We start from the raw sequence: 26,494 nt of genomic DNA, 5'->3' as shown, positions 1-26,494 counted from the left end.
CAGGGTCGCTAGAGGGACACAGCACGTAGCGTGCCGCACCCCTCCACGTTTCCTGGTGTATGTCGGAGCCTGAGGGTGGCCAATGGTTCGCGGCCAGCATGCGGGTTCAGGTCAGACGACATGCGCCTGGCGTGCACTGCAATCCAGTGCGGCGCCAGGCGGCCAACCGTGTAACCGTACCATCGAAAAGGGTAGCGTGGAACGTCAGGCGCTGCGTGCGACGAATTGCGCCAATTGTGCCTGCTGCGCTTTGCGACGGTCTGCCTCAGCCACCACCATGACCGGCACGGCCCGAACCTCGACCGGCACGCGGCGCGCGCGCAACGGTGCTTTGGCAGGACGTGCGTCGGTGAGACCCGCGTATAGCTGGACATATTTCGCTACCGCCTGGTTCCACCCGTAATCACGTGCCATCGCATTGCGTTGAAGCGTGCGCCATTGTTGCGGACGCATGAAAGCGTCGATAGCGCGCGTGGCCGCGGCGATCACGTCCTGTACGCCGTCGCCGTCGAAGAGGAAACCGGTCGCCGGACGCGAGGACGTTGCGCCCTCGAAGCCGCCAAGGGGAGATGCCTGGAAACCTGTCTGAAGTCCGACGGTTTCGGCGGCTTCCGCCGCGTCCACGATCGTATCCGCCAGCCCGCCCACGCGCGACGCCACGGGCAAGGTGCCATAACGCATGGCATAGATTTGCGTGAGGCCGCACGGCTCGAAGCGGCTGCCATGCAGCAGGATGTCGGCGCCGGCATGCAGCAGGTGCGCGCGGCGCTCGTCGTAACCTATATAGACACCCACCCGATCCGGCCAGGTCTGCGCCAGCCGCTGGAACGCGGCTTCTATATGGGCTTCGCCTTTGCCAAGCACGGCAATCTGCAAGCGCGGATAGTGTTCCAGCAGCGCGGGAATGGCATCCACGGCAACATCGGCCATTTTCTGCGAGGTCATCCGGCTGCCCAGCGCGATGACTGGCGCGAACGGGTCGACGGGAAGGCCGAACATTTGCTGCAGCTCGCGCTTGCAGGCGTGTTTGCCGCGCATGTCGTCGAAACAATAATGACGGGCAATTTGTGGATCGGTCTTCGGGTCCCAGGTATTCAAGTCGATACCGTTGATGATGCCCGACAGCTTGCCGGCGCAACTTTGCAGCACGCCTTCCATCAGGTGGCCGAAGCGCGGCGTGAGGATTTCGCGCGCATACGTTTCGCTGACGGTAGCAACATGGTCCGCATGGACAATGCCGGCTTTCATCAGACTCAATGCACCATAAAATTCGATGCTTTTCGGTTCGGTCAACGCGGGCACGAGCCACTTGGCAGGCACGTTGAGCGCTGCACCAAGCGAGAGCGAATAGTTACCCTGGAACGCCAGATTGTGGATCGTGAAAACGCTTTTTGCGTGCACGCCCGCTTGCTTCATCAAGAGCGGCGTGAGTCCTGAATGCCAGTCATGCGCGTGCACGATGTCCGGCTTCTTGAACCCCCGAACACCTTCAGCGATCTTCACCGCCGCCGCCGACAACGACGCGAACCGAATCGCATTGTCTTCGTAGTCGCGTCCTTTCGCGTCCTGATACAGGCCTTCGCGTGCGTACAAATGATCCATGCGCAGCAGGATCACGGGGACGCCGGTGTCTGGCATCCGGCCGCGATACAGCGCGCCGTCTCCGCCGGGAAGCCCCGTCACTGAAGCAACCTTCTGTAATCCCTCGACCATCTGCAGTGCTTTCGGATAGGCCGGGATGAGGATCGCGGCATCGACTCCGGCTTCACGTAACGCAACGGCGTACGCGCTGACCATGTCACCCAGTCCGCCGGTTTTGGCTAGCGGTACAGCCTCGGAAGCGACAAGCAAGACGTTCAAGGACAAGGCTGACTCCTGGCGTTTGATGGATGAAAAGCGATGGGATGCGCCCGGGCAGATGAATCTGCGGCGCATGCGTCCGGTGCTTTTATCGGAGGGAAGAGGGGGTGCGGGAAGTTAGAGCAAGGCGTGTGCCATGTTCGTAAGAATCTGCTAAAACCGCGGGAAAGCGATAGGCGTTGATCAGCGCCGAGGGTCGACGTTAGGCGGACACGAGGAGCCGTGTAAAAAAGCACGCGCCGCAGACGGCGTTTTTACACGGGTTGTTCGGGAATCGTTATACGAAAGACGGGCGTGTCGGTGGGCTTACTCGCTTAGTGACTGAATTGCTAGCGACGCAAGAACTGTCAGCCATCCCGACTAATTTATTCGAGCCGGAAATTACGCCCGAATTCCTTCAGACGCCATGGCAATATTTGCTTCACTGCTCAGTTCACGGTTAAAGCAAACTCGCCGCCGTGTTGACGCATAAACCGATCACTGCGGCATTAAAGAAAAATGACAGGACGGATTGTGCGAGTGCCGCTCGCCGGACTTCATTGGAACAGAGCACGACATCCGAAGTCTGCGACGCCACCGCAATCGTGAATGAGAAATAGAGGAAGTCCCAATAGTCCGGCTTGAGCTGCGCATCAGGGAATCTCAGCGATGGTCCGTCGCCTGCCGACTGATAGTAATGGCGTGCGTAGTGAAGCGTGAAGATAGTCGGAATGAGGAACCATGCGCCCAGCATCGTGAAGCCCGTCAACAGATAGTGGAGCAGTTGACCTCGCAAGCCGAGGTTCTTGGCTGCGGCCAGCTCGAACACAATCGCGACAAGACTCGCTATGGCGGCCAGGCTGATGATCAGCAACACCATGCCTGCGTTCTCGTCCTCGCGCTCAGCGAGCTTCTGCACTTTGTCCTGATGCGCAAGCGCCATCTGAATCCAGATAAGCACGAGATACAGCCATACGGTACTGTCCCATCCAATGAGGCCGCGCACGATCGGTGTTAAGTCATGTGGAACCAAAAGCGCCACGATCACACCAACCACGAGGGCAATTACCGCCCGCGGGCGATAGCGAAGTACTTGGGGAACGAAATTCATTTTTTATAGCCGCTGGTAATGGCAGGTGACAGGTGGTGGCAAGTCTTTATAGCGCCAAGCTCGCGCGGGACCGTATGGTGCCAGCCATCGCAAGATGCCGGTGCTTCGTGTCCTTCAACTACTTCAAGTGCCGCGATTATTGCCCGTGCAGCTTTCAATTACCAACGGCCCAAGGGCTGGTTATTAATCGGTTCATCGTGCATGCTTCGGCCGCCGCAAGGCGCGCCTCAAAAACTATTCGGGGATATCGACGGGTGCAATCGACAGGCGCATTCGATCATGCCTCTCTGGACAACGCGGACTGGGACCTCATCACATGACACAACTCGACCACCCCATGACGCGCGCACAGTCTGCTACTCGAAGGCGTTTTGTTCTTGGCGCGTGCGCATCAGCAGTCGTGCTCGCGTTCACGTCGGTGGGTTTCGGTTCTCCAACATTCTTCACTCAGGCTTTCGCCGATACCCCGCCTGCGGGTCTTGACGGTTTCCTGTTGCTCTCGCGCCGACTGACTGGCCGCACGACCTTCGATCCCGCGCTTGCGCAGCGCGTGTACGACGCGCTGTCGAAGTCGGACAGCGAGTTTGTCGGCAACGTCAGCGCGCTGAACGTTTGGCTCGCGGCGCATGGCGGCGTGCCGTCGGATACCGTCACGCAGGCGCTCAAGGCGGATACACCCAAGCTCGCCGGCACGGTCACCGCGATCATGCGGGCGTGGTATCTCGGTCTTGTCGGCGATGCTCCGCGCGTGAGCGTGGTCGCCTACGAGCGCGCGCTGATGTTCGATCCTGTCAACGACGTGCTGACCATTCCGTCGTATTGCCGTGACGTGCCGTTCTACTGGACGCAGAAGCCTCCCGGCGCGGCCTGAAAGCACGCATCGAGAAAGCCACGCATCAAGAAAAGCATCAAGCCGGCGTGCTGTCTGACAATCAGTTGACAGCACGATTGTCAGCAGGCTCGACAGCGCGACCGAAGCACATAAAAACCACCCCTCACAGGACAACAGCAAATGGCAAATTCGAATTCGGCCGATGTCGTGGTCGTCGGATCAGGGGTTGCGGGCGGACTCGTCGCGCATCAGCTCGCGAGCGCGGGCGCCTCCGTGATCCTGCTCGAAGCCGGGCCGCGCATTCCGCGCTGGCAGATCGTCGAAAATTTTCGTAACTCGCCGGCGAAGGCCGATTTCGCTACGCCGTATCCGTCGACGCCTTACGCGCCGCATCCCGAGTATTCGCCCGAGAACAACTATCTGATTCAGAAGGGCGAGTATCCGTACGCGTCGCAATACTTGCGGCTCGTAGGCGGGACCACCTGGCATTGGGCCGCTGCTGCATGGCGCTTGCTGCCTGCCGATTTCAAGCTGAGGACGCTGTATGGCGTAGGTCGCGACTGGCCGATCCCGTATGAGACGCTTGAGCCCTGGTACTTCGCCGCCGAAGTGCAGCTTGGCGTGTCCGGTCCGGGCAATGACGTTGACCTCGGCTCGCCGCGTTCCAAACCGTATCCAATGGACATGCTGCCGCTTTCTTACATGGACCAGCGTTTCGCCGATGTCCTCAACGCGCAGTCTTATCACGTGGTGCCGGAACCGGTCGCGCGCAACAGCCGTCCATACGATGCCCGCCCGACTTGCTGCGGCAATAACAACTGCATGCCGATCTGCCCGATCGCCGCCATGTACAACGGCATCACGCATGCAGAAAAGGCCGAGCGTGCGGGCGCGAAGCTGATCGCGCAAGCGGTCGTCTACAAGATCGAAAGCGACGATAAAGGCCTGATCACGGCTGTTCATTACAGGGACCCGAACGGCAACAGCACGCGTGTCACGGGAAAGCTCTTCGTGCTTGCAGCTAACGGTATCGAAACGCCAAAGCTGATGCTCCAGTCAGTGTCCGACAGATTCAAGAACGGCATTGGCAACAGTTCGGACCAGGTCGGTCGCAACCTGATGGACCACCCCGGCACCGGCGTGACCTTCCTCGCGAACGAGCCCGTGTGGCCGGGACGCGGGCCGATGGAGATGACCTCGGTGGTGAACTTCCGTGATGGTGCATTCCGCTCCGAATACTCCGCAAAGAAGCTGCATCTATCGAATGGCGTACCCACCATGTCCGTCACGGCGGAGCTGATCGCCAAGGGCTTGACCGGGGCGGAACTGGATCGGCAGATCCGCGACCGCGCAGCACGCACGATGAGCATCAACAGTTTCCACGAGCATCTGGCCGAGCCGCAGAACCGTGTGATTCCATCGTCGGATCACAAGGATTCACTCGGTATACCGCAGCCCGAGATCTACTACTCGATCAACGACTACGTGAAGAAAAGCGCAGCCGACACGCGCACGCAGTACGCACGGATTGCGGAATTGTTCGGCGGCACGGAGATCACCTTCGACGATCAATTCGCTCCGAACAATCACATCATGGGGACGACCATCATGGGGGTGGACCCGAAGGATTCCGTCGTCGATCCTGAATGCCGCACGCATGACCACGCGAACCTTTTCGTGGCCGGCAGTGCGGTGATGCCGACGGCGGCATCGGTGAATTGCACGCTGACGTTGTCGGCGTTGTCGCTGCGTCTCGCCGACAAGCTGAAGAAAGAACTTTGATTGCGCGCCGACGGAGCCCCACGATGAAGAACCCCAAACCTCGCGCCGCGAAAATCTTTAACAGACGCCTGGGCGGCGCGCTCGCCGCACTTGCGCTCGCCATTACGGGCGTGAATTTCCACACGCTGATTCAATCGGCGCAGGCGCAGACTGCCGCGACTGAGCCCACGGTCGTTCAGCGCGACACGCTGGCCGGCGCGGATTTGATCAAGCGCGGCGAATACCTGGCGCGCGCGGGCGACTGCGTGGCGTGCCATACCGCTGACAAAGGCCGCCCGTTCGCGGGCGGTCTGCCGATCAACACACCGTTCGGGACCATCTATACGCCGAACATCACGAGCGATCCGGACACCGGCATTGGCCGCTGGAGCGACGCCGACTTCCTTCGCGCGATGCATGAAGGTATTGGCAAAGGCGGTGAACGTTTGTACCCGGCCTTCCCCTACGCCGAATACACGAAGGTCACGGACTCGGACGTCCTCGCGATCCGTGCCTACCTGAATACGCTGACGCCGATCCACTACACGCCGCCGCGCAATGAGCTGTCATTTCCGTTCAACCAGCGCTGGCTGATGGTGTTTTGGAACATGTTCAACTTCAGGGAAGGCCGCTTCGTGCCCGACCCGCAGCAAAGCGCGGAATGGAATCGCGGTGCGTATCTGGTTGGCGGTCTTGCGCATTGCGAGGAATGCCATACGCCTCGTAATGTGATGCAGGGCCTGAAGACGAGCGAGCGCTTCAGCGGCGCCGGACTGTCCGGCTGGCACGCGTTCAATATCACGCCTGACAAGACTGCGGGCGTTGGCGGATGGACCGACGACGAACTGACGCAATATCTCGCGACCGGCGTGGCACATGGACGGGCAAACGCGGCGGGCGCGATGGCGGATGTAGTGCAGAACAGTACGCAGTACATGGCGCCTGAGGACCTGCGTTCGATCGTGGTGTACCTGCGCTCAGTGCCGGCGCAAAGCGGCGGCGACATCCATCCGCGCAATTCCTTCGGCCAGCCGACCAACGCGGACGTCACCGCGATGCGCGGCACGGCCATCAGCGGGGTGAATGGTGCGCAATTGTTCATCGCCAATTGTGCGACGTGTCATAGCTGGACGGGCGAGGGCCGGGGCGGCAACGCGCCGGGAGCGTACCCGTCGCTGATTCATAACAGCGTAGTGGGGGCATCGGCCGCGAATAACCTGACGATGGTCATGCTGCACGGCGTGGACCGTCAGACAAAAGACGCCTCCGCCTTTATGCCCGCATTCGCCAACGAACTTAGCGATGAACAAATTGCTGCCATCAGCAATTATGTGACCAAGACGTTTGGCAATCCGCAATCGACGACTTCCGCCGATCAGGTCGCCAAACTCCGTTCAACCCCGCAATAAATACGCTGAATTCTGGCTTGGCGCGGCAATTATTGCCACGCTAAGCTGAGCGTATTGCGCATTAGTAATGGTCGTTCCAGAATGTGGGTGGGTAATTTGTTGCAAAGCGAGTTGGCGCGCATAACCGCGCGTTTTGTAAGATTAAGATTGTTGCCATGACTGCTCCTACTCATCCTGTCGTTTGCTGGCATCCGGCGAACAAAGTTGGCCGTGACCTCGTGGTTGGCGATTTGCACGGCTGCGTCGACGCACTGCGTTATCTGCTTAGCGAAATTGCTTTCGATGGTTCGCGTGATCGCCTTTTCTCCGTCGGCGACCTGGTCGATCGCGGCAGCGATTCGCTGGCAGCAATCGACCTGCTCGATAAACCCTGGTTCTATCCCGTGCTTGGCAATCACGAAGACGCGTTGTGCGCGGTTGCTGCGGGCAAGATGCAACGCCACATGTGGTATTCGATTGGCGGGGCGTGGGCGGCGAACCTGCCCGATGAACAACTGAAGGCAATTGCCGCGAAGCTGGCGAGGGTTCCTTTGGTGCGAATTGTCGGCGATGGTCCGACGCGGTTCAACGTGCTCCACGCCGAGTTTTTTGGCAGCGACGCTGATCTGGAAGTCGCGTATTTCCCCGACGATATCCGCCAGCAGATGCTATGGGGGCGTTCGCTTGCGCTGGGGACCGGGAAGCCTGCCTGGCAGCGGGGGTTATCGCCGACCTATTGCGGGCACACGCCCATGAAGGCGATCAAGCAGATCGGGTCGCAGATTTTTATCGATACCGGCGCTTATACCGACGACGGGCGGCTCACGATTGTCGAGGCCGGCACTGACCAGCGCTGGTCGGTCAAGCAGGGTTGGGCGAGCGCGGAAGGGGCGCGGGAGTTGGCGCTGCCGTAGGAATGGGCTTTGCTTGGATCTCGTCCAATTGAGCGAGACCTTAGCGAGGCACGCAGTGACAGCACTCCTGGACCAACAAGCGCAGAGCGAGATCAAGGGCTGCCCGGAAGACTTGCCTCCGGGCCTGCGCTACGTCGATGACTCCCGCCCCGGCTACACGCGCGAGTGGAAAAACGGCGCTTTCGTCTTTTTTAACACCCAGGGCAACCCCCTCTCCGACGACGCCGACATCAAGCGCATCAACGCGCTCGCCATCCCACCCGCTTATACCAACGTCTGGATCTGCCCCGACTCACGCGGCCACTTGCAAGCCACCGGCCGCGATGCCCGTGGCCGCAAGCAATATCGATATCACCCGCACTGGCGCGAAACCCGCGACGCCACCAAGTACGAACGGATGCTGGCGTTCAGCGCGGTATTGCCGAAACTGCGCGCACGCGTAACCCGGGATCTCGAACTCGAAGGCATGCCCCGCGACAAAGTCCTCGCCACCGTGGTCAGGCTTCTGGACACCACGCTGATTCGCGTCGGCAGCGAAGAATACGCTCGCGACAACAAGTCGTACGGACTCACCACCTTGCGCAAGAAACACCTGAGCGTTAAATCCGGCACGTTGCGCTTCCAGTTTCGCGGCAAAAGCGGGATTGAACACGATGTCTCGGTGAGCGACCCGCGCATCGCCAGGATCATAAAACGCTGCATGGACTTGCCCGGCCACGACCTGTTCCAGTACCTCGACGCGAACGGCGATCGCCACACCGTCAGCTCCTCCGATATCAATGACTACCTCCATGACATCACTGGCGCCGACTTCACGGCAAAGGACTACCGGACATGGGCCGGCAGCGTGTTCGCCCTGGCGGCGTTGCGCAAGCTGGCGTGGGAAACCGTGACCGAAGCACGCAAGCATGTGGTCGGCACGATCAAGGAAGTATCGAAGATATTGCGCAACACGCCGGCTGTGTGCCGCAAATGTTATGTCCATCCAGCGGTGATCGAAGCGTTCGAAGCCGGCGAACTTGCCGATGAACTACCGCCCTCTCGCCGGTCCGGCCTGAAATCCGACGAAGCCATGCTCGCCATTTTTCTGGAAAAAGACGCAAAGCGCCGTGCTCGCGAAGCAGCGCGGGGCCGCAAGCGTCCAGCGAATGGAGCGGATCCGCGGCTCGCCCGGCTGCTCGCCAAGTCCAGTCAAAAGGCGAAGGCGGCGGCGTTGAAGCACTCGTCGAAAGACGTCACGACCGAGGCGCTGGCGGCGGTATCGAAGTCTGCTGCGCCGAAAACTGCGTCGACGGCCGCGCGCCCCGCGACCAAGAAGATCGCGCGCGTGCGGTCGTCGACGGCTGTGGTTATCAGCTAGATGCTTTGACCAACCTATCCGACCTTGCTCATCTCGAAGACGTCGGTCACGGTCTCGCCGTTCCATTCGTACTCCAGATAAGCCGCGTGATGACAATCGCGCAGCAGGGTTGTGCGGAAAGCCGCGAGGCATTCGCCGCCGTGATCCCTCACGGACGGATACGCGATTCCCGGTGCGCCCGCTTCCCGCGCGACCCGTCCCAACGCCTGACCCGCGACGTAACTGGATGGCGAAAGGATCGCGGGATCGAGCGCAGCTTGTTCCAGCCGGCCCTCGCATAGATCGATGACATCACCTTGCGCCAGCACCGTGTAGAGCCGCATCTGCTGACGCAGCGGCGCTTGTTTCGTATCCGCGAGAAACAGCGCCGAGTGATAACGCGTCTCCTCAATCGCCGTACGCCGGTCGCGCGCACAATAAAACACGCCGTAGCTGCCATCGGAAAAACGGCTGCCGTTCGGGTTCAGATGGGTGAAAGCCGCCATGATCGGGCCGTAACCGGCGCCGAACTGACGCTCGGCGAGTGGCACCAGATCCAGATCGCCCACTTCCGTGCGCAAGCGGTCATTGGTCATGGCCTCGAGTGCGTAGAGGGCATCGAAATCCTGGGGCGACGCAACGCGATCGAACAGGTTCACGGCGGGAAAACGCGTAGGTATCACCCGGTAGGCCGGCGACCAGTTGAGGTCGATATGCGGCCAGTCAGCGTGCCAGTCGTTTTCAGCTTGCGGAAGATTGGATAGATCGCTCACGCCCAACCGCCCCGCATCGCATCGAGATATTGGCGAACCGCCACGAGATCGCTCACGTTGCCCGCGAGCATGCGGTCAAGCGCCCGCCGTCCGCCGAACGGCGGCGCGGTATTCACGCGCTTGATCCAGCCGTCTGCGGCTTCGGCTTGCGGCAACAGGATCTGCAGCGCCTTGTAAATGCCGAGAATCAGCGAAAGCCGCTCGAGGGTGTCGCGCCCAAGACGCGCCGTTTGCGGCGTCTGTTTCCATTTGAAGAAGGTGGACCGTCCGGGAGAACCTAGCAGGACGATCTGCTCATCGGCCGACAGCGCCCAGTCGCGCGCGATATTGAAAAATGCACGCAAGCCCGCTGCGGACATGTCCGAAATGGAAGGTTGTGGCGGTGGAACGGGACGCGAGACGCGTTGAGCGCGAGGCATAGATAAGTCTCGTTAAGAACTTGATTCGTATATTAGTCCATTTGTGGACTATATCAAGTTTTAACTGCACCTTGGCGCCGTGTGGGTGTTGCCTCAATGCCTCAAGGTGCGGCGGCGCTGGAAACTGCCGCTGCCGGTGCTTGATTCGCCCCGGTCAAGCGTACTCACTCCTGCACGGTCCCGTCGGAATCCGTAGGACCGTAGCGCCGCCCCGACACATGCGCGCGCAATACTTCTGCAATCTCGGACGTAGTGAACTCTGCGGGCACGACGCTCAATTGACTGCAGGGATCGCTCTTGCGCGCCCATTCGACCATTCGATACGGCTTGCCCCACGGCCTTTCCACGGCCTCGGAAAGCCGGCATTCGTGCAGCGGGAGGGAGTGGTCGGTTTTCATCGTGGACTTGATGTTCTGAAACGATGCACTGGCGGCCATGACGTGTCCTCGCGGTGAAAGCCCTGATTAGAAGCCGCCCTTGATAGCGGCGATGAAAGCTCGCGTTTGTAATGTGCCCTCCGACAATTAAGTGCAACTTAAAACCAGACGGGTTTACGTGCACACTGCTGATTGCCGCACGAATGCTTTTCCGTCGCGCGGCATTACTGTATATTCATACAGGTTAGTGCTTTTGCATGGACAAGAAACATGAACAGTCATTCTTCTGCTGAAGCTGCGGCACTCGCGCGTTACGTGCAGGCTACCCGCGCGGTATCGGCTGCTTTTGACGCTACGCGCAGCGAACCGGAACTGGACGCGGACGGCCGCACGGTTGCATTGGCGCTACAACGGCTGGACAACGCGTTGCTTGAACTCGACACATCGCAGCGCTCGCTGGACGCCATACTTTCGCGCGCTGGCGGACACTGAACACTCTGGAGCACTTGTTGTGAGATCTGCTTTATCCACACTCTCTTCGAACGTCGTGCTTGCGGTCCTGGCCGGATTCATGGGTTTGGGCCCGCTCGCCGCGGTCGCCGCTGAGCGATACGTCGAAGTCTGGAATCCGCCTGAGGCTCAGATGCATAAATCGAAGGCCAAACCGCGCGGCGTGCTGTCGGCGCAGGCAAAGAAAAAGCGCAAGAGCGGGCCGGCCGTCAAGCAGGTCGCCGATAAAACCAATCTCGCGCCGCCTGCGCTCTCACCGGCTCCGGCAATTCCGGGACATGCGAAAACGGCGCCCAAAGGAACGGACTCAACGCCGCGCCTGCCGCCGCTGATCGGGCCGGACGGACGTGTCTTGCGCGTGTGATCCTGCATGTTTTTTGGTGCATTGTTCCTGCTTGCGCGGCGCCCATTGTTCAAAAAACGTTCTAAAAATCGTTAAAAAGCTGCGCGCACGACCCCGCCGTCCACCCGCAGCGCGGCGCCATTCGTGGCCGACGACGCTTCCGAGCACACATACACCACCATATTTGCTACTTCCTCCGTCGTGGCAAAACGCTTGAGCAGCGAACTCGGGCGTGCCGTTTCGAAGAAGCCTTTCTCGAACTCTGCGAACGACTTGTCGCCCATGCCCTTCGCGGCCATTTCGTCGAGACCGTCGGAATGTGTCGGACCGGGTAATACCGCGTTCACCGTTACGCCCGTGCCTGCGCAGTGTTCGGCGAGCCCACGCGACAATCCCAGTTGCGCCGTCTTCGTCACGCCGTAATGAATCATCTCGACGGGAATCTGAATGCCGCTCTCGCTGCTGATAAACACCACACGGCCCCAGTTCTTCGCTTTCATCTTCGGCAAATAAGCACGCGCCAGCCGTACGCCCGACATCACGTTGGTATCGAAGAAACGCGACCATTCGTCGTCCGGAATTTCTTCGAACGGCTTTGGATCGAAGATGCCCAGGTTGTTCACCAGCACATCGACAGCCGGATAGCGCGCGACCAGCGCGTCGATCTGGCTGGCTTCGGAGAGATCGCCGGCGAAACCTTCCGCGTTTGCATCAGGCACTTGGGCTCGCAGCTTTTCCAGGGCTTCATCGACGGATGCCTGCTTGCGCCCGTTCACGATCACGCGCGCACCTTCACGCGCCAGTCCGGCGGCAATGGCGAGGCCAATGCCTTTCGTCGATCCCGAGACGAGCGCGAGTTTGCCTTCAAGATGTAAATCCATGAAATGTGTACTCCTTGATTAGCGGATGTCGAAGAGCGGTTAATGCTCAATGAAAAGCCAATGAAAACCGCCTGCCATCAGGGATGTTCTCCCTCAGGCAGGCGTTCTTCAGGCAGGCGTTCGTTTTAGCGGGCGTCCCTTAGGCGGGCAATAACGCAGCGGTTCCCGGCATTCTGACAGGGCGCCGCCGGGCTCAAAGCGCCGTTGGTTCGCCGTCGGCTTTAACTTTAGGTCAGCGCCTGACTACAAGCCAAGCGGCTGACACCGATCGACCTAACTCTCTAGATTCGTCCCATAAGCAGCAGCACGATCACGATAATCACGACCACGCCCAAGATCCCGCTTGGGCCATACCCCCAGCTACGGCTGTGCGGCCATGAGGGGAAAGCGCCTAGCAGCAGCAAGATCAACACGACAAGCAAGATTGTTCCGATCATTCCACTTCTCCTTAATTATTAAAGTCTGCTGAAGAGTGAATGGCGATGCCGCGTGTGATGCGGCGTGAGTATCGGCGGATTGCCTCAGCTTGCGTGTCCGCAGCACCAATACCCTCGCGATTGCCGCTTTGTTAGAGCAAGCGCTGTGCCCGTCGGCGAAAAGTATGTGGCGTGAGGTGGGTGGCCGGAGAGGGGACAAACAGCCGCCGGCTATCGGCAAATTCTGCAAGCGCGCGAGCGGTTTGAAAAAACCGCTCGCGTTTCAACGTGCAACAAGCTCAACGGACTATTAGCCGCGTTTGGAACAGCCGATGAAACTTCAAACGTGCCGCTTAGAACAGCCCGCGGAACACCCAGAACAATCCCGCTGCGAGTCCGATCGATACGGGCAGGGTCAAGATCCAGGCAAGGGCCAGGCTGCGCACGGTGCGCCATTGAAGCCCTGAACCGTTCGCCGCCATGGTCCCCGCCACGCCCGAGGACAGCACGTGGGTTGTACTGACTGGCAGGCCGTAGACGTCTGCTGCGCCAATGGTCAACATCGCGACCAGTTCCGCGGACGCGCCCTGTCCATACGTCAGATGGGTCTTGCCGATCCGTTCGCCGACCGTCACCACGATCCGCTTCCAGCCAACCATGGTGCCCAGGCCGAGCGCTACCGCCACGGCCACTTTTACCCACGTCGGAATGAACTTGGTCGAATGGTCGAGCTGGCCTTTGAAGTTCTTGAGCACGGCGGCGTCATCGGCGGCGAAAGCCGGAGCGTTTTGCTTGTCCATCAGGCGCAGCGCTTCGGACGCCACATACATGTTGTTACGCACGTTATTCACGATGTTTTGCGGCACGGCCGCCATCGACGACGAAGGCCCGACCTGTCCATCGATGATATCGGTGAGCTGCTGGAGGGCGACCACGGTGTCCGGCTGGACCGCCTTGGTCTGCACGTAGTGCTGCACTGTTGCGCGCGGGTCGGCAACGGGTGCGGCGCCGTTGGTGTATTTGCCAAGTACTTCGGACGCGTGATGGCCGACCGACAGGAAGGTTTGCGTCTCGGCCGGCGTCACGGCCTTGTTCAGCGCATAGGCGGTCGGCACGGTGCCGATCAGGATCAGCATGATGAGGCCCATGCCTTTCTGGCCGTCATTGGAGCCGTGCGCGAACGATACGCCGGTGCAGGTCAGGATCAGCAGGCAGCGAATCCAGAACGGTGGCGGCGTATTTTTCTTCGGTTCTTTATAGAGCGCGGGAACGCGCACCACGAGCTTCATCACGTAGAGCAGCAAGCCTGCCAGGATGAAGCCGACCAACGGCGAGAACAGCAGCGATTTACCCACCGCGAGCGCCTGGCCCCAGTCGACGCCGGATGTTCCCGACGGGCCGTGCATCATCTGGTTCATCAAGCCGACGCCGATCACCGAGCCAATCAACGTATGCGAGCTCGATGAAGGAATGCCGAGCGCCCAGGTACCGAGATTCCAGATGATCGCGGCGATCAGCAGCGCGAAGACCATCGCAAAACCCTGCGATGTCCCGACGCCCAAGATCAGTTCCACCGGCAGCAGTTGCAGGATGCCGAACGCCACCGCGCCGCTCGATACCAGCACGCCAAGAAAATTCCACATGCCCGACCAGACAACCGCGAGGTTCGGCGCGAGCGAATGGGTATAGATGACGGTGGCGACGGCATTTGCCGTATCGTGGAAACCATTTACGAATTCGAATCCAAGCGCGATCATCAATGCAACGCCGAGCAGGACGTAAGGCAGTATTGAAGACTGCTGGACCGACTCCAGGTCGTGCATCAGGTGCGTCACGCAATAGATAATGCCAACGCCGATCACGACGAGGAATATCGGCATGCTCAGCCGGCGTGCGAGCGAGCGGGGCCCGTTGCTGTCGTTACTGTCGGGGAGAGTCAGGTCAGGCATGGAACGTCCTTTGAGCTAGAGGCTGCGCGTGTCACGTAAGGGGATTCAGGCTTAAGAGGATTCAGGCGTAAAGAACACTGAAAGGCGTTGCTTCTGGCGATGACGTCGACCATGTTTGCACACGGTTTATGGCGTTTTGATGACATCTGAAAGGATTGAAATTCGTCTGATCTGAAGTAGCGGTGTGCGACCTGCTGCCCGGCAAGGACACCCGCTCATGATGAGGAAGTTATGTTGCAACTCGTCGAGTTAAGGATGGTTTCTCTGGATGCGCTGAATGGTCCGCCGGACGAAGCGCTGGCGCGATTGGGCCGATTTGCCACGGCGCGCCGCACGGATTTCATGCTGCGGTCGCAAAAAGCCGGGATGGGTCTGGCTGCGAACCTGGCCGATTGGGAAGTCGGGATTGAGACGCACGATGACCATCGCGTGTTCGTGGCGATGCACCAGGACTGGCCGCTGATCCGGCGGATTGAAACCGAAGCAGGACCCTTCGACACGCTGCATGGCTGGATCAAGTCGGAAGCCGCGCTGACTGACTTGAAGGCCCTGCTCGGCGATGCCGGCTTCACATTGAGCGAGGCCACGGAGACTGCGCTCGTCCAGTGGGACACGCCCGGCGAGATGGATACCGGCGTTCACGTACGCGCCACGCTGCGGCTTGACACGGATCAGCCGGCAACACTGACGCTCACGGCAGCTCCTGACGAACGCAAAGCGCTGTTCGCGGCCGCGCATGAGATTGTGGAGGCGCTGCCGTTCCTGATCGTGCCCGTCGCTGTCCACAGCACGTCGCGCGAGCCGGTCAAGGCCAGCAAGCTGAAGCTGCCAAAAGATGCTAGTCCGACCGATGCCCTCGTCGCGATCGGCAAGTCGGTCGCGGCGCATTGGTTCGGCAACGATGCTGCTTCGCGCGCCGGACTCGAGGTAGAACACGTGCATCAGTTGCGCGTGGCCCAGCGCCGCTTGAAGACGGCGCTTAAGCTTTTCCCTGACTGGATCGACGATGCGTGGACGACCGGAATCGCGCCCGACCTGAAATGGTTCGGCGACTTGCTGGGCGATGCCCGCGACTGGGACGTCTTCACCGACACCACGCTGCCCGCCTACGCGGCGTCCGATGATCCGCATCACAAGGCCGCGTGGAATCCGACACAAAAAGCAGCCAATAACAACCGTGTCGCCGCCCGCCAGCGTCTGCAGGACGCGATGAATTCCCCGCGGTACGCGCGGCTTGCGCTGTCATATGTCGAGTGGTTCAGCACGCTCGAAGCGCCCGTGGACCATACGGATCAATCGCTCGCCGCGTATGCGCAGAAGCGCATCACGAAGCATTATCGGAAGATCGAGCGTGCGCCGGATCTCACCACGCTCGACGCCGCGAAGCGGCACAAAGTACGCATTCACGCCAAGCGCTTGCGTTACGCGCTTGAGTTTTTCCGCTCGCTGCTGACCCGAAAAACCCGCAAACAAGTGGAAGAGGCATTGGGGAATCTGCAGAGCGTCCTGGGCGAAGGCAACGACGCGGCCGTCGCTGCTCAGCGCCTCGCTGATCTAAAAGAGGCCGGCGAATTCCAGAAGGGTTTGGCGAAGGGCTTTGCCGTCAACGCGCAACGGATGAGCGCAACCGAAGGCGAACGTATCCTGCGCAAGATAAAACCGCCGCGGATCAAGTGAGTGAATTGCATCGATACAATAGCCGCTCCTTTACCACTCTGTTCAGCTCTCGCCCCATGATCGACGAATCCAGTAGTACACCGCACGATCCCATCGAAGTGGCCGGATCAGTCTGGTTTCGAAGCGGCGAGGCGACCCTTGGCGGCGCGGCGCGCATCGCGTTGCTCGCGGCCATCCAGCAGACCGGTTCGATCACGGGCGCGGCGAAGGCGGTGGGCATGAGTTATAAGGCGGCGTGGGATGCCATCGACACCATGAACAACCTCGCCGGCACCACGCTCGTCGTGCGTGCCACGGGCGGCAAGGGCGGCGGCGGGACCACGCTGACGCCGAAGGCGCTGAGACTGATCGATACCTATCGGGTTATCGAACGGGAGCATCAGGCGTTTCTGGAACGCGCGGGCGCGGCGATTGAAGGCTTCGCGCAGGATTGGCGGCTTATTGGACGAATCGGCATGAAGACGAGCGCACGCAACCAACTGTTTGGCACGGTCAGCAAAGTCACGCGCGGTTCCGTCAACGACGAAGTGGAACTCACGTTGTCCGGCGGCCAATCGATAGTCGCCGTGGTCACGCACGAAAGCACCGCGTCGCTCGGTCTCAAGGAAGGCGTCGAGGCTTTCGCGCTCGTGAAGGCGTCATGGGTCATGTTGATGGTCGATGATACCGAAGGGTCTTCCAAACCCATGCGGATCTCGGCGCGAAACCAGTTGCGCGGCAAGGTGTCGAGCGTGACGCCGGGTGCGGTGAACGCGGAGGTTTCTCTGGCACTGGACGACGCCACCACCGTCACGGCCATCATTACCAACGAGAGCGTTGCAACGCTCGGCCTGGTACAAGGTCAGGCCGCTATCGCGGCGTTCAAGGCGTCGAGCGTGATTCTTGGCGTGACGGACTGAGGGTGTTGAGCGCATCGTCCGGTTGCACCATGCCTTCGCGCAAACTCACGACCTGATCGCCGAACATGGCGACGTCGTCGGGATCGTGCGTGATGAGCACCATTGGAATATCCAGGCGGCTTTGAAGGTCCGCCAGCTCCTGGCGCATGCGCTGGCGCAAGGTCATGTCGAGCGCTGAAAAAGGCTCATCGAGCAACAGCAATTGCGGATGCGGCACCAGTGCGCGCGCCAACGCAACGCGTTGCTTTTGCCCGCCCGATAATTGCGCCGGAAACTGCCGCGCAACCTCCATCAGATCGAACGCGTTCAGCCAGTAGTTCACATCGGCGTGAGCAACGTGCTTTGACGGATTCCACCAGCCGCGCTTCAAGCCGAAGGCAATGTTCTGGCGCACGTTCAAGTGCGGGAACAACGCGTAGTCCTGAAACAGATACGCAATCCGGCGCGCTTGCGGGCTCAAGTCGATCGCTTTGGCCGTATCCAGCAGTGTGGTTCCGTTGAGGACGATCTCGCCCTCGTCCGGCGTGATCAGGCCGGCGATGGTTTGCAGCGTCAGGCTTTTGCCCGCGCCGGACGGCCCGAACAGCACGATGCGCTGACTGGCCGAATGAAACGCGATGTCGAGCATGAAATCGCGCTCTGGCGTGATGAAATGCTTGCGCAGGCGGACGGTAAGGGCGGTCATGGCGGTTATCGGGTGTGTGTCTAACGCACCGATGCCGTGGAGCGCTGCGGCAGCAGCCGTCCGGCTGCGAGCAGGATGACCACGCACGTGACCGAGGTCACGATCACGAGGATGTTAGCGGTGGTGTCGTCGCCCGCCTGAACGGCAGCATAGACAGCCACCGAGAGCGTTTGCGTCCTGCCCGGCAAGTTCCCGGCGATCATCAGGGTGGCGCCGAATTCCCCGAGCGCCCGCGCGAACGCGAGCAACGCGCCGGCTAAAATGCCGCGCGCGGCGAGCGGCAGCGTCACGCGAAAGAACACAGCGGCTTCACTGACGCCGAGCGTGCGTGCCGCGCGTTCGAATTGCGGATCGACCGTCTCGAATGCAGTACGCGCCGACTTCAGCACGAGTGGAAAAGCAACCACGGCGGATGCAATCACCGCGCCTTGCCAGGTGAACACCAGTTGGATGTCGAACTTGTTGAGCCATGCCCCGATCACGCCGCGCCGGCCTAATAACACGAGCAGGTAATAACCGAGCACGGTGGGCGGCATGACCAGCGGCAGCGTCAGCAAGGAGTCGACAAGCTCGCGCGCCGACGAACGCCAGCGCGACAAGCCGAATGCCACCGCGACGCCGAGCACGACATCGATTGCTGTCGCCCATCCCGCTACTTTCAGCGACAACAGCAACGGAATCCACGCCTGGTCCATGGTGTTAAGTTTTATAGAGCAGGGTTATTTCACCGGCGGTTTGAAGCCGAATTGAGCGAGCGTCTTCTGGCCGTCCGGCGACAATACATACGCGATGAACTGCTGGGCATCGGCGGCGTGTTTGCTCTGGGCGACCTGAGCGATGGGATAGGTAATCGATGTTTGTGTCGGTACGCTCAGCGCCACTTTTACGCGATCCGGCATCACGGCGGCGTCGGTGCTGAATACGAAGCCGGCGTCCACTTCGCCGCGCGCCACGTAGTCCAGGCTTTGGCGTACGTTGGCCGCGAGCACACCCTTGGCGCTGACGGCGTCCCATACGCCGGCTTCCTTGAGCGCGCCTTCGGTATAGCGGCCGACCGGTACCGATGCCGGATCGCCGTAAGCCACGCGTTTCACGCTGGCGGCCGTGAGGTCTTTGACGCTGGCGGGTGCAAATGTGCTGTCTTTCGGGACGATCAGCACGAGCGAGTTGGCGGCAAAGTCCCGGCGCGACTCGGTAGCGATGACCTTTTCGTCGACAGCCTTGTCCATGGCCTTTTGATCGGCGGAGGCGAACACATCAGCGGGCGCGCCTTTCACGATTTGCTGCATCAGTACGTCGGAGGCGCCGAAGTTCATCAGGACTTTCGTGCCGGGATGCTGTTTCTCGTAAGCGTCGCCGATGGCTTTGAACGCATTGGTCAGGCTTGCTGCGGCGGACACGACGATTTCATCGGCGTGGGCGGCGGATTGCAGCGTGAACGTGAAGACAGCGGCGATCAGCGAGTGTTTGAGATTGAACACGATGGACAGGTCGAAGGGGATAGAAAGCGCATCGTAATATATTCGGGGTTATAACGATAGCGGGTTCATTCGCGCCCAACGACGCCGACGCACCCCCCCTTTACGATTCCGACGTCCCTGAAAACCGCACATCGATATGTTGCGGCGGACGTGCAACTGGCTTGTCATAACGACCCGCTTTCCATTTTGCGCGAATATAAGGTTGCTCGCGGCCCGACAAATCCAGGGCGATATCTGTGATCCAGCGCTGTGTTGGCACAGAAATCCCATGCAGCGTGATAGCCACCATCGCAAGGCTCACCGCAACCGGTGCAGCGGCCAGCTTGCCGGATTCAGCGCGCCAGGCGAACACCACGAACACCAGCGCGGCGAGCGCACCGAGTCCGCATCCTGTCACCACCTCGGACACTGAATGCGCATTCAGCAAGATCCGCGACACGCCGACCACCATTCCGATCAGCACGCCCGCCGACACGCCGAACGCGCGTACCCATCGGCGCCCCGGCAAACACGCGACGAACAAAGCCACCGGCAATACCGCCGACGACACCATCGCATGACCGCTGATGCCCGTGAAATCCAGGTCGCGCACACCGACACCCCAGCCCATGAACGCGATTTTCGTCAACGCCACCAGGACGCTGGCAGAGCCGAGCACGGCTAGCCAGCACACGGCGTAACGCCATGGATAACCCAGCGCCAGCCAGGCGGCAACGGCGAGCGCGAGCGGAATCATGACGCCGACGCTGCCGAGCGAAGTAATTGAGAGCCAAAGCGAAAGCGGCAAGTCAGGCATGAAGATTGTTTCTGCAGAGCGGGAGAAAGCCGACAGTATACCTGCCGCGCGGCCTTCTAAAATTTTTAGAGGGAGTCTATAAATAACAATGGGTTTCAGTAAAATTAACGCAACGTACCGTATCAACCGTCTACATGACGACAACGTGACGCAATATGAAATTCTGTGGTGCGCGCACGGTCCCGGAATAAATGCTATTGTGCACTGCACAACATTCGTCATTCCCGAAGGGTTTGGCGATCCATTTCTCCGTGTGCGGACCCGAATTCCATGCCAAAAAGCCTGACAAAACTCTGGCTGCGAGGCTTGAAACGCCTTGTAGCGACACAGATCGCCCCGCCCCGAGCGCCGAAAACGCGCGCTCCGGCGCAGCCTGTTCGCGCCAAGGCGGCCAAACCGGCTGCGGCGAAACCCAAAATCACACCCAAACCGCGTGCAGCCCGCGAGTCGCGGGTCAGGCCGCGCGCCTCGGCGTGGGCCGCAGGACAGTGGAGCCGGTCGTTCCATTCGGCCCCGCCAACAGCTGGCCGGTTCGTCAATCACCTGGCGTATGCCTTGTATCTGCCGACCGGCGCATCGCTCACGGACATGCCGCTGGTCGTGATGATGCACGGCTGCCAGCAATCGGCTGAAGAGTTTGCGCAGGGCACGCGTATCAATTTGCTGGCTGACCGCTTCGGATTCGCCGTGCTGTATCCCGAGCAATCGAAGACCGCGCACGTCCATCGCTGCTGGCATTGGTACGAAGATTCCGTCAATTCAGGCGGGGGCGAAGCGGCAGCGGTCGCTTCCCTGGTGACTGAAGCAGTCGCGCGTCACCATTTCGATCCCGAACGTATTTATCTGGCCGGTATGTCGGCTGGTGCGGGACTCGCAGCCATGCTCGCCGTTAAATATCCGTCGCTGTTCGCGGCGGTCGGATTGCACTCCGGCGTGGTTTTCGGCGACGCAAACTCCGCAATCGGCGCAATGGACGCCATGCGGCGCGGCAGCCGCAGCGACCCTGTTGGCCTGATCGACGCTGCAGTTGACGTCGCCGATTACCCCGGCATGCCGGCCATCATTGTCCACGGCGAACTGGATTCGGTTGTATCGAAGACCAATGCTGAGCAATTGACAACGGAATTCCTGCGCCTGAACCGCTTCATCGACGCAAGCGGCGCTTGGCGCAACGGCGAGCGCCGCGAGGAAACGCAAGCGGACAGCGTTGTGACGGATTACGTCAAAGGCGGGCGACGAGTCATCAAGACGTGCATCGTGCGCGGGTTGGGCCATGCCTGGAGCGGTGGCGACGACACCGTGCAGTTCCATTCGTCCAAAGGACCGGACGCCTCGGCCATGCTCTGGGAATTCTTCAAATACCAGCGCCGCGTGCAAGCGGCCGTGCGCGACGAAACCCTGGTTTAGGCTCGAGTGTTGTAAAAAAGTCTTTCGTATCAACGTGATTCTTTTTTGAGCACTAGCATTTGCTTAGGGATTACCCTATACTTCGTTCAAAGCACTAGGTACTTACCCTAATCATTTAAGCGAGGTTCACCATGTATCTGCTCAGCCGCCTCTTCCTGTTCCTGACCAAATCCGCCGACCAGCGTGACAAGGAGCGTAACGATGCTTATCTGGCCGAAGCCAGTGACATTTACGACCTCGAATACCGCATGCAGAAGCTGGATCGTCGCGCAAACTCGCGTCATCCTTCGTGGCTCGCGCAGTAATTCTGCGGTAGCTCGTTAGCCAGTAGAAGGACAAGCAGGAATCGTCACGCTGAAAACGGCGTTGTCGAAGCAAAAAAATGCCGGCCACAAGGGCCGGCATTTTTGCGTCTGGCTGCTGCTGGAGGCTCGCTGGAGCGACAGGCGCAGGAGGATTTCCATCGCTCAACCACGCCCGCGCCTTGGCGCGCTTAGACCAACTTGACGCGCACGTCGACGTTATTGCGCGTCGCGTTCGAGTACGGACACACCTGGTGAGCTGTTTCTACCAGCTTATGCGCTTCAGCCGCATCCAGTCCCGGCAGCGAAACCCGCAATTCAACGTCCAGCGCGAAACCGCCCTTGTCATTCGGGCCCACGCCCACGTCGGCGGTAACCGTCGTGTCGGCGGGAATGGTCTTCTTTTCCTGGCCGGCGACAAATTTCATCGCGCTCAGGAAACAGGCTGAATAACCAGCGGCAAATAACTGTTCCGGGTTCGTGCCGGCTGCGCCCGTGCCGCCCAGTGCCTTCGGCGCGCTCAATTTCACATCCAGGTTTTCGTCCGACGAAACTGCCCGGCCGTCGCGGCCACCCGTGCTCGTTGCGGTTGCTGTGTAAAGAATGCTCATGATGTTCTCCTGTTCAACAGTTGCCGCTCGGCGGCAGAAAGAGGGTGATGCAGGGTCCAAGTCCGGTAACGCGGTGCCAACGGGAATAAATATATCGCGCAAATCATTTGTGTGCAAACTAAATTGGCGTCTGAATGATTGATTGTGACTATCGAGGTTTTAAACTTCGTTATGGTCGATCAGCGACGCGCGCAGCCGTATCAGATCGTCCCGCAGCTTGATGAGCCGGTCGGCGTCCGATCCGGCTGCACAGTAGATCTCGCCGGGAATACCGCGAATAGCCTTCTTCAGTTCGCGGCCAGCGTCGGTAAGGTGGATATGCACTTGCCGTTCGTCTTCAATGCCGCGCACGCGCTTGACGTACCCTTGCGCTTCAAGACGCTTGAGCAAAGGTGTCATGGTGGCCGAATCGAGGCTTAGCCGTTCGGCCATCTGCTTGACGGTCAGGTCGTCGCTCTCCCACAACACCAGCATGGCCAGATATTGCGGATAGGTCAGTCCGACCTTGTCCAGCAGCGGCTTGTACGTCTTGGTCATCGCGAGCGAGGTCGAGTACAGCGCGAAGCAAAGCTGGGCGTCGAGTTCGAGCGGAAATTGCCGGGTAGAAGTCATGACGGTCGCGCCTGAATACGCAAAAACGAATATATCGCTAGTGTACGCAAATATTTAGTGCACTAAGGAAACCACCTGCGGAAGCCGACCGCGCCCACTTCAGGGCACGCCTCAAACAAAAACGCCGATGACCAAATAGTCATCGGCGTTCGATCATCTGGACCCGCTCATCGGAAGACTCATACCGGCGGTTCGGACGGATCCGGAATGTCCGGCGTATCTTCCGATTGCACGCCGAAACAGCCGCGATACGTCGCGTAAAACGAGCAATACAACGCGGTTGTCACGAGAATGGACGCCGGCATCAACACCGCGAGGGCCAAGTCCTGCGCCGCGCCGAGCACCTGCATCAACGCGCTGAGTCCGAAGGACACGGCTAGCGCAATACCAATCCACAACACGCCGTAGATAACAAACGCACCGCGATTGCGCCAGCAACTGACGAAGCTGAAAAACAGCGCTTTCACCGGCGGTACGTCGTGCCAGGCGACCAAAATAGGCGCGAACCAGAACAGCATGGCGACCGGCAGGTAGCAGACCATGGCGACCAGCACTGCGAGCGGATTGAAGCTTGCCGCCACGGTTTCCGGATCACCGGCTGGGCCATTGCCGAGCATCATGTTGAGCAGCAAGCCGCCGTCGGCCAGCGCGGACGCGGCGAAGATCAAGCCCATGGCTGCCACATAGATCACGCCCAGCACCAGCAGGCGGCGCGCGACGATCTGCCCATAAGCACGAAAGCCGTCGACGAGTACTGTCGGCCAGACTGGTTTCTTGGCGATGGTATTGCGGCAAGCCGCCATGAACCCCACGGCCACGCCCGGAATCAGCAGCAGCGGCAGCACGGGACCGATCAGCGGCAGCCGCGAGATCAGCGTCATAGCAAACAGATAGGCGAAGAACACCGTGAGAAACGCGAGCGGATTCCGGCGAAACAGCCAGATACCCTGGCGGAACCACACATAACCGGTTTTGGCGGGGACTTCGATCAATTGCATTGATTAATTACCGTGAACGGGAGGAGGCGCAACTTTGATGCGCTCGCGCAAAATGCGTTCGAAATGGCCAGGATCATGCGGTTTTAGCATCTCGGCTTCGCGTGGCCGGTAAAAATCATAGAGACGCGACACCCAGAAGCGCAACGCGCCCGCGCGCAGCATGTCGTTCCAGTGATGCGCTTCGGCCGGCGTGAACGGCCGCACTGTCTGATAGGCGCGCAGCAACGCGTTGACCCGCGCGACATCCAGCGCGCCGGTTGCCAGATCGACGCACCAGTCGTTCACGCAGACGGCGACATCGAAGAGCCATTTGTCGTTGCCGGCAAAATAGAAATCGAAGAATCCGCCGAGCTGCGTCTCATCTGCCGTCGGATGCGCGAACAGCACATTGTCGCGGAACAGGTCGCAATGACATGGGCCTTCGGGCAGCAACCGATACTCTTCCGATGCAAAAAACGCCGCCTGATGGGCGAGTTCGCTGGTGATCAGCGCGTGCTGTGCGTCGCTCAAATGCGATAGCACGGCAGGCACGTTCTCCTGCCACCACGCGAGGCTGCGCAAGTTCGGCTGATGCGCGGGGAAATCCCGGCCGGCCAAATGAAGCCGCGCCAGCATCTGGCCCACTTCGATGCAATGCAACGGACCCGGCGACAATTCCGGCGCGCCGTCCAGTTTCGTCACGATCGCCGCCGGCTTGCCGTTCAGCGTGCCGAACAGTGAGCCGTCGCGACGTGGCATGGGATCGGGAACCGGCACCGCGTGCGACGCCAGATGGCGCATTAAATCGAGATAAAACGGCAACTGCGTGGCCGGGAGATTTTCGAAGATTGTCAGTACATACGCGCCGCGCGTGGTCGTCAGGAAGAAGTTGCTGTTTTCGATACCGGACGCAATGCCACGGAAATCGACGGCTTCGCCGAGTTCGTAGTGTTGCAGCCAGTCGGTGAGCTGGGAATCGGTGACAGCGGTGAATACGGCCATGCGGGAGAGCGTCGGTGAGGTTGAACATGCAGGATGACCGGCGACGCAATGCGACGGGCGCGTCAGTCAGGCGTTGCGCTGCCGACACACGTCGACACAACGGCGACGCAACGTCGGGCCCAGCGGAGAAACGGCGGCGGTCACAGGGGTTGAGCGCTCAATAAACGCTCAACAGGCCTTCAATAAACGCTCAGTACTTCAGGTTCCACGAAGGCAGGCGCGTGCTGGGCTTGCCGTTATCGCGGACGGTCGGTGACGTGTCGGCCGGGGCGCTCATCTGATAACGCGTGCCGAAGTTCGAGCGCACGTCGATTTCGACGGGTTTGCCTTTGTCGCGGTATTCCGTGATTTCAGTGCCGTTCGTGCTTTGCTCGTGATAGCTCGGCAGGCGCGGCGGCGAAATCTCGACCTTCGAGGTGACTTGTGCGGCGGGCCGGTTGATGGCCTTCAGGTCCGGCAGACCGGCATTCTCTTCAGGCGACATGACGTGCGCCGGAGGTTCATCCGTCGCGACGGCCGATTGCGCGTAGGCGCCCATACTGGCTGCGGCGAGAATGGCCGCGATGGCGACAGATTGAAGCGGCTTCATGATGTTTCTCCAGATGAGTGCCCGGATTTTAGCAAAACGCACTCGCTAAGGGGACACTAAAGGGACGTTGACTCCTTCCCAAAAGCCTTATTTTGCGCTGGTTTCATTGAAACCGTGTTGACGCGGTGGAAGGTGTTGAAGAAACGCATCGCCGGGAGGGGTGTTCATGGGCGTGTGGTTCTTCCGTGTTAATGTCGATTCATCACAAGAGCGCAGAAGATCATGACAAACGACCGGACTCAAGCCAGCCATTCCACGCCTGCCAACAACTTCCCGACGGAGTCTTTCGACGACCCCGTGGCCGCGGTTGCGCGGGTATCGGCCATCTACGAAGCCAACACCTCTTTCCTGCGCGACGCGTTCGCGCGCTATAGAAAGAACGAACCTTTCTCACACCGCGTGCGCGCGTGTTATCCGTTCGTGCGCGTGCGTACCGAGTTGAATACGCAAATCGATTCACGCCGTTCGTATGGCTTTGTCGCAGGGCCGGGTATTTTCGAAACCACGCTGACGCGGCCGGATTTATTCGGCCATTATTATCGCGAGCAATTGCGGCTGCTTACCAAGAATCATCATGTGGGGATTGAGGTGGGTGTGTCGGCGC

Annotated in this window: 28 protein-coding genes and 1 pseudogene; 12 read left to right on the top strand and 17 right to left on the bottom strand. The window is 60.1% G+C overall.

The features are described from left to right. Positions 1-204 precede the first annotated feature (204 nt). Entirely contained in the window at positions 205-1,866 is a 1,662-nt protein-coding gene (gene glgA / locus JWR14_RS21825) for a glycogen synthase GlgA (RefSeq protein ID WP_299711347.1), read from the bottom strand. 433 nt (positions 1,867-2,299) lie between these two features. Further along, entirely contained in the window at positions 2,300-2,950 is a 651-nt protein-coding gene (locus tag JWR14_RS21820) for a DUF1345 domain-containing protein (protein WP_299711344.1), read from the bottom strand. A 316-nt stretch (positions 2,951-3,266) separates the two neighbouring features. Here JWR14_RS21820 and JWR14_RS21815 point away from each other — a divergent pair, with 316 nt between their 5' ends. From JWR14_RS21815 to JWR14_RS21795, 5 genes are all read left to right on the top strand, one after another. After that, positions 3,267-3,821: a sugar dehydrogenase complex small subunit gene (locus JWR14_RS21815; RefSeq protein ID WP_299711341.1), complete on the top strand. Its 555-nt coding sequence runs from the start codon at positions 3,267-3,269 to the stop codon at positions 3,819-3,821. 141 nt (positions 3,822-3,962) lie between these two features. Continuing rightward, a complete protein-coding gene (locus JWR14_RS21810) occupies positions 3,963-5,564 on the top strand; it encodes a GMC family oxidoreductase (protein ID WP_299711338.1) in 1,602 nt (533 codons plus the stop codon). A gap of 23 nt (positions 5,565-5,587) precedes the next feature. Further along, the gene (locus tag JWR14_RS21805) at positions 5,588-6,952 is read left to right on the top strand and encodes a c-type cytochrome (protein WP_299711335.1); all 1,365 of its coding nucleotides are present in this window, start codon (positions 5,588-5,590) and stop codon (positions 6,950-6,952) included. 155 nt (positions 6,953-7,107) lie between these two features. Then, complete coding sequence (locus tag JWR14_RS21800) at positions 7,108-7,845, top strand: metallophosphoesterase (RefSeq protein ID WP_299711332.1); 738 nt, start codon at positions 7,108-7,110, stop codon at positions 7,843-7,845. Positions 7,846-7,900: 55 nt separating this feature from the next. Beyond that, entirely contained in the window at positions 7,901-9,205 is a 1,305-nt protein-coding gene (locus JWR14_RS21795; protein WP_299711329.1) for a DNA topoisomerase IB, read from the top strand. 14 nt (positions 9,206-9,219) lie between these two features. On the opposite strand, the gene JWR14_RS21790 is transcribed toward JWR14_RS21795, so the two are convergent. The 3 genes from JWR14_RS21790 to JWR14_RS21780 all read right to left on the bottom strand — a co-directional run bounded on the left by JWR14_RS21790 (position 9,220) and on the right by JWR14_RS21780 (position 10,813). After that, positions 9,220-9,897 (bottom strand): RES family NAD+ phosphorylase, encoded by a 678-nt coding sequence (locus JWR14_RS21790; protein WP_299711378.1) that lies wholly within the window; start codon positions 9,895-9,897, stop codon positions 9,220-9,222. Positions 9,898-9,953: 56 nt separating this feature from the next. Further along, on the bottom strand, positions 9,954-10,376 hold the full coding sequence (locus JWR14_RS21785; protein WP_299711326.1) for an MbcA/ParS/Xre antitoxin family protein: 423 nt from the start codon (positions 10,374-10,376) through the stop codon (positions 9,954-9,956). 164 nt (positions 10,377-10,540) lie between these two features. Further along, the gene (locus tag JWR14_RS21780; protein WP_165102316.1) at positions 10,541-10,813 is read right to left on the bottom strand and encodes a DUF2866 domain-containing protein; all 273 of its coding nucleotides are present in this window, start codon (positions 10,811-10,813) and stop codon (positions 10,541-10,543) included. A 210-nt stretch (positions 10,814-11,023) separates the two neighbouring features. Between JWR14_RS21780 and JWR14_RS21775 the strand changes: the two genes are divergently transcribed. Further along, positions 11,024-11,245, top strand: coding sequence for a hypothetical protein (locus JWR14_RS21775; RefSeq protein WP_299711319.1), 222 nt, complete (start codon positions 11,024-11,026; stop codon positions 11,243-11,245). Positions 11,246-11,264: 19 nt separating this feature from the next. Further along, positions 11,265-11,627 (top strand): hypothetical protein, encoded by a 363-nt coding sequence (locus tag JWR14_RS21770; protein WP_299711316.1) that lies wholly within the window; start codon positions 11,265-11,267, stop codon positions 11,625-11,627. Between the two features lie 71 nt (positions 11,628-11,698). Here JWR14_RS21770 and JWR14_RS21765 read toward each other — a convergent pair whose 3' ends face one another. The 3 genes from JWR14_RS21765 to JWR14_RS21755 all read right to left on the bottom strand — a co-directional run bounded on the left by JWR14_RS21765 (position 11,699) and on the right by JWR14_RS21755 (position 14,852). Next, positions 11,699-12,487 carry an SDR family oxidoreductase gene (locus JWR14_RS21765; RefSeq protein ID WP_299711313.1) on the bottom strand — a complete coding sequence of 263 codons (789 nt, stop codon included), beginning with the start codon at positions 12,485-12,487 and terminating at the stop codon, positions 11,699-11,701. Positions 12,488-12,768: 281 nt separating this feature from the next. Next, complete coding sequence (locus tag JWR14_RS21760) at positions 12,769-12,924, bottom strand: DUF3309 family protein (protein ID WP_089160383.1); 156 nt, start codon at positions 12,922-12,924, stop codon at positions 12,769-12,771. Positions 12,925-13,256: 332 nt separating this feature from the next. Beyond that, a complete protein-coding gene (locus tag JWR14_RS21755) occupies positions 13,257-14,852 on the bottom strand; it encodes an inorganic phosphate transporter (RefSeq protein ID WP_299711305.1) in 1,596 nt (531 codons plus the stop codon). 255 nt (positions 14,853-15,107) lie between these two features. Here JWR14_RS21755 and JWR14_RS21750 point away from each other — a divergent pair, with 255 nt between their 5' ends. Together JWR14_RS21750 and JWR14_RS21745 are read left to right on the top strand one after the other, a co-directional pair. Continuing rightward, complete coding sequence (locus tag JWR14_RS21750) at positions 15,108-16,529, top strand: CHAD domain-containing protein (protein ID WP_299711302.1); 1,422 nt, start codon at positions 15,108-15,110, stop codon at positions 16,527-16,529. Between the two features lie 56 nt (positions 16,530-16,585). Continuing rightward, the gene (locus JWR14_RS21745; RefSeq protein ID WP_299711299.1) at positions 16,586-17,428 is read left to right on the top strand and encodes a TOBE domain-containing protein; all 843 of its coding nucleotides are present in this window, start codon (positions 16,586-16,588) and stop codon (positions 17,426-17,428) included. Here JWR14_RS21745 and JWR14_RS21740 read toward each other — a convergent pair. The 4 genes from JWR14_RS21740 to JWR14_RS21725 form a co-directional block, all read right to left on the bottom strand. Continuing rightward, positions 17,391-18,113 (bottom strand): ATP-binding cassette domain-containing protein, encoded by a 723-nt coding sequence (locus tag JWR14_RS21740; protein ID WP_299711296.1) that lies wholly within the window; start codon positions 18,111-18,113, stop codon positions 17,391-17,393. The genes JWR14_RS21745 and JWR14_RS21740 overlap by 38 nt on opposite strands. 20 nt (positions 18,114-18,133) lie before the next feature. Continuing rightward, positions 18,134-18,808, bottom strand: a complete 675-nt coding sequence (gene modB, locus JWR14_RS21735; RefSeq protein WP_299711293.1) for a molybdate ABC transporter permease subunit — start codon at positions 18,806-18,808, stop codon at positions 18,134-18,136. 24 nt (positions 18,809-18,832) lie between these two features. After that, positions 18,833-19,573: a molybdate ABC transporter substrate-binding protein gene (gene modA, locus JWR14_RS21730; RefSeq protein WP_299711375.1), complete on the bottom strand. Its 741-nt coding sequence runs from the start codon at positions 19,571-19,573 to the stop codon at positions 18,833-18,835. A 121-nt stretch (positions 19,574-19,694) separates the two neighbouring features. Next, entirely contained in the window at positions 19,695-20,390 is a 696-nt protein-coding gene (locus JWR14_RS21725) for a phosphatase PAP2 family protein (RefSeq protein ID WP_299711290.1), read from the bottom strand. Positions 20,391-20,660: 270 nt separating this feature from the next. On the opposite strand from JWR14_RS21725, the gene JWR14_RS21720 reads away from it, so the two are divergent. Both JWR14_RS21720 and JWR14_RS21715 read left to right on the top strand, forming a co-directional pair. After that, positions 20,661-21,797, top strand: a complete 1,137-nt coding sequence (locus JWR14_RS21720; protein WP_299711287.1) for a PHB depolymerase family esterase — start codon at positions 20,661-20,663, stop codon at positions 21,795-21,797. A 131-nt stretch (positions 21,798-21,928) separates the two neighbouring features. Beyond that, the gene (locus JWR14_RS21715; RefSeq protein ID WP_299711284.1) at positions 21,929-22,102 is read left to right on the top strand and encodes a DUF3563 family protein; all 174 of its coding nucleotides are present in this window, start codon (positions 21,929-21,931) and stop codon (positions 22,100-22,102) included. Positions 22,103-22,290: 188 nt separating this feature from the next. Here JWR14_RS21715 and JWR14_RS21710 read toward each other — a convergent pair whose 3' ends face one another. The 5 genes from JWR14_RS21710 to JWR14_RS21690 form a co-directional block, all read right to left on the bottom strand. Continuing rightward, positions 22,291-22,710, bottom strand: a complete 420-nt coding sequence (locus tag JWR14_RS21710; protein WP_299711281.1) for an organic hydroperoxide resistance protein — start codon at positions 22,708-22,710, stop codon at positions 22,291-22,293. A gap of 159 nt (positions 22,711-22,869) precedes the next feature. Continuing rightward, positions 22,870-23,322, bottom strand: a complete 453-nt coding sequence (locus tag JWR14_RS21705) for a MarR family transcriptional regulator (protein ID WP_299711278.1) — start codon at positions 23,320-23,322, stop codon at positions 22,870-22,872. A gap of 179 nt (positions 23,323-23,501) precedes the next feature. Further along, positions 23,502-24,320, bottom strand: coding sequence for a BPSS1780 family membrane protein (locus JWR14_RS21700; protein WP_299711275.1), 819 nt, complete (start codon positions 24,318-24,320; stop codon positions 23,502-23,504). Between the two features lie 3 nt (positions 24,321-24,323). Beyond that, entirely contained in the window at positions 24,324-25,301 is a 978-nt protein-coding gene (locus JWR14_RS21695) for a homoserine kinase (RefSeq protein WP_299711272.1), read from the bottom strand. A 190-nt stretch (positions 25,302-25,491) separates the two neighbouring features. After that, the gene (locus tag JWR14_RS21690) at positions 25,492-25,890 is read right to left on the bottom strand and encodes a hypothetical protein (protein WP_299711269.1); all 399 of its coding nucleotides are present in this window, start codon (positions 25,888-25,890) and stop codon (positions 25,492-25,494) included. 222 nt (positions 25,891-26,112) lie between these two features. Here JWR14_RS21690 and JWR14_RS21685 point away from each other — a divergent pair. Then, positions 26,113-26,494, top strand: a pseudogene (locus JWR14_RS21685) (AMP nucleosidase); the annotation flags it as partial.

The organism is Caballeronia sp. (assembly GCF_028292365.1).
In the GTDB taxonomy this organism is placed as follows: Bacteria; Pseudomonadota; Gammaproteobacteria; order Burkholderiales; family Burkholderiaceae; genus Caballeronia.
The sequence above is the reverse complement of the archived record's forward strand: the minus strand, read 5'-3'. Positions and strand labels throughout refer to the sequence as shown.

What these genes read in the sequence shown, in the direction of transcription:
- JWR14_RS21820 (WP_299711344.1), bottom strand. Translation starts at nt 2,950, where the DNA reads ATGAATTTCGTTCCCCAAGTACTTCGCTATCGCCCGCGGGCGGTAATT.
- JWR14_RS21815 (WP_299711341.1), top strand. Translation starts at nt 3,267, where the DNA reads ATGACACAACTCGACCACCCCATGACGCGCGCACAGTCTGCTACTCGA.
- JWR14_RS21810 (WP_299711338.1), top strand. Translation starts at nt 3,963, where the DNA reads ATGGCAAATTCGAATTCGGCCGATGTCGTGGTCGTCGGATCAGGGGTT.
- JWR14_RS21805 (WP_299711335.1), top strand. Translation starts at nt 5,588, where the DNA reads ATGAAGAACCCCAAACCTCGCGCCGCGAAAATCTTTAACAGACGCCTG.
- JWR14_RS21800 (WP_299711332.1), top strand. Translation starts at nt 7,108, where the DNA reads ATGACTGCTCCTACTCATCCTGTCGTTTGCTGGCATCCGGCGAACAAA.
- JWR14_RS21785 (WP_299711326.1), bottom strand. Translation starts at nt 10,376, where the DNA reads ATGCCTCGCGCTCAACGCGTCTCGCGTCCCGTTCCACCGCCACAACCT.
- JWR14_RS21780 (WP_165102316.1), bottom strand. Translation starts at nt 10,813, where the DNA reads ATGGCCGCCAGTGCATCGTTTCAGAACATCAAGTCCACGATGAAAACC.
- JWR14_RS21775 (WP_299711319.1), top strand. Translation starts at nt 11,024, where the DNA reads ATGAACAGTCATTCTTCTGCTGAAGCTGCGGCACTCGCGCGTTACGTG.
- JWR14_RS21765 (WP_299711313.1), bottom strand. Translation starts at nt 12,487, where the DNA reads ATGGATTTACATCTTGAAGGCAAACTCGCGCTCGTCTCGGGATCGACG.
- JWR14_RS21760 (WP_089160383.1), bottom strand. Translation starts at nt 12,924, where the DNA reads ATGATCGGAACAATCTTGCTTGTCGTGTTGATCTTGCTGCTGCTAGGC.
- JWR14_RS21755 (WP_299711305.1), bottom strand. Translation starts at nt 14,852, where the DNA reads ATGCCTGACCTGACTCTCCCCGACAGTAACGACAGCAACGGGCCCCGC.
- JWR14_RS21750 (WP_299711302.1), top strand. Translation starts at nt 15,108, where the DNA reads ATGGTTTCTCTGGATGCGCTGAATGGTCCGCCGGACGAAGCGCTGGCG.
- JWR14_RS21745 (WP_299711299.1), top strand. Translation starts at nt 16,586, where the DNA reads ATGATCGACGAATCCAGTAGTACACCGCACGATCCCATCGAAGTGGCC.
- JWR14_RS21740 (WP_299711296.1), bottom strand. Translation starts at nt 18,113, where the DNA reads ATGACCGCCCTTACCGTCCGCCTGCGCAAGCATTTCATCACGCCAGAG.
- modB (WP_299711293.1), bottom strand. Translation starts at nt 18,808, where the DNA reads ATGGACCAGGCGTGGATTCCGTTGCTGTTGTCGCTGAAAGTAGCGGGA.
- JWR14_RS21725 (WP_299711290.1), bottom strand. Translation starts at nt 20,390, where the DNA reads ATGCCTGACTTGCCGCTTTCGCTTTGGCTCTCAATTACTTCGCTCGGC.
- JWR14_RS21720 (WP_299711287.1), top strand. Translation starts at nt 20,661, where the DNA reads ATGCCAAAAAGCCTGACAAAACTCTGGCTGCGAGGCTTGAAACGCCTT.
- JWR14_RS21715 (WP_299711284.1), top strand. Translation starts at nt 21,929, where the DNA reads ATGTATCTGCTCAGCCGCCTCTTCCTGTTCCTGACCAAATCCGCCGAC.
- JWR14_RS21710 (WP_299711281.1), bottom strand. Translation starts at nt 22,710, where the DNA reads ATGAGCATTCTTTACACAGCAACCGCAACGAGCACGGGTGGCCGCGAC.
- JWR14_RS21705 (WP_299711278.1), bottom strand. Translation starts at nt 23,322, where the DNA reads ATGACTTCTACCCGGCAATTTCCGCTCGAACTCGACGCCCAGCTTTGC.
- JWR14_RS21700 (WP_299711275.1), bottom strand. Translation starts at nt 24,320, where the DNA reads ATGCAATTGATCGAAGTCCCCGCCAAAACCGGTTATGTGTGGTTCCGC.
- JWR14_RS21695 (WP_299711272.1), bottom strand. Translation starts at nt 25,301, where the DNA reads ATGGCCGTATTCACCGCTGTCACCGATTCCCAGCTCACCGACTGGCTG.
- JWR14_RS21690 (WP_299711269.1), bottom strand. Translation starts at nt 25,890, where the DNA reads ATGAAGCCGCTTCAATCTGTCGCCATCGCGGCCATTCTCGCCGCAGCC.